This is a genomic window from Spiroplasma sp. ChiS (assembly GCF_002968355.1).
Lineage (GTDB): Bacteria > Bacillota_I > Bacilli_A > Mycoplasmatales > Mycoplasmataceae > Spiroplasma > Spiroplasma citri.
The window spans coordinates 1-864 of record NZ_PUUH01000204.1; the positions used below are offsets into that span (position 1 = coordinate 1).

General features: G+C 24.4%; 2 protein-coding genes. Both read left to right on the forward strand.

Annotation, left to right across the window (positions count from 1 at the left end):
- The first annotated feature begins 171 nt into the window (after positions 1–171).
- On the forward strand, positions 172–525 hold the full coding sequence (locus C6B38_RS05635; protein ID WP_105298954.1) for a hypothetical protein: 354 nt from the start codon (positions 172–174) through the stop codon (positions 523–525).
- Positions 526–541: 16 nt separating this feature from the next.
- Positions 542–847: a hypothetical protein gene (locus tag C6B38_RS05640; protein ID WP_105298955.1), complete on the forward strand. Its 306-nt coding sequence runs from the start codon at positions 542–544 to the stop codon at positions 845–847.
- The last annotated feature ends 17 nt before the right edge of the window (positions 848–864 follow it).

Here is an 864-nt window from a genome sequence, read left to right on the forward strand (position 1 = left end):
AAAATAAGGGGCATATGAGCGATGAACCCTTATTAAATAATATAAAAAAAAAAAAAAAATTACCCAATCTTATACAGAAATAGCGGACACTAACGATAATGTAGCTAAAGAAGAAGATATCTCAAATGTAGTACCAGCAGTTAATAATGATTATGATGATGAGTGAGCAACTTGATAAAAATAGGTATTGACCCATCAGGAACTGGTACTACTGGTATTGTTATTTATGAAGATAATAAAATAATTCATAAACAAGAATTTTTTAGTAAAGATTGAAAAGATCATTATGAGCTTATTGATGAATATATTGATGAGTATTATTTTTCTTTAAATGAAAATGGTTTTTATGTCCATAAGGAAGGTGGTTCCAAAATGATATGAAATATTGAAAATTGTTTATATACAAATGCTAATGCTAGTAAAGATAGAGATGATTTATTACGATTGCTTTGATCTTGTACGATAAGTTATCAATTTTTAAATTGAGTATCATCAAAATATACTAAATCAGTTTTATGTCCATAAGGAAGGTGGTTCCAAAATGATATGAAATATTGAAAATTGTTTATATACAAATGCTAATGCTAGTAAAGATAGAGATGATTTATTACGATTGCTTTGATCTTGTACGATAAGTTATCAATTTTTAAATTGAGTATCATCAAAATATACTAAATCAGTTGTTAAAAATATGGAAAATTTAAGTAAATATAATAATAGTTGTTTATGAAAATATGATAAAGATACTAATTTAACTTATCAATATGGTAAAGGTTGATTTTATAATAATGAAAAAATAAGTAATCATTTCCGTGATGCAATTATAATTGCTAATTATGAAAACTAAATTAGGTCAGTTATATT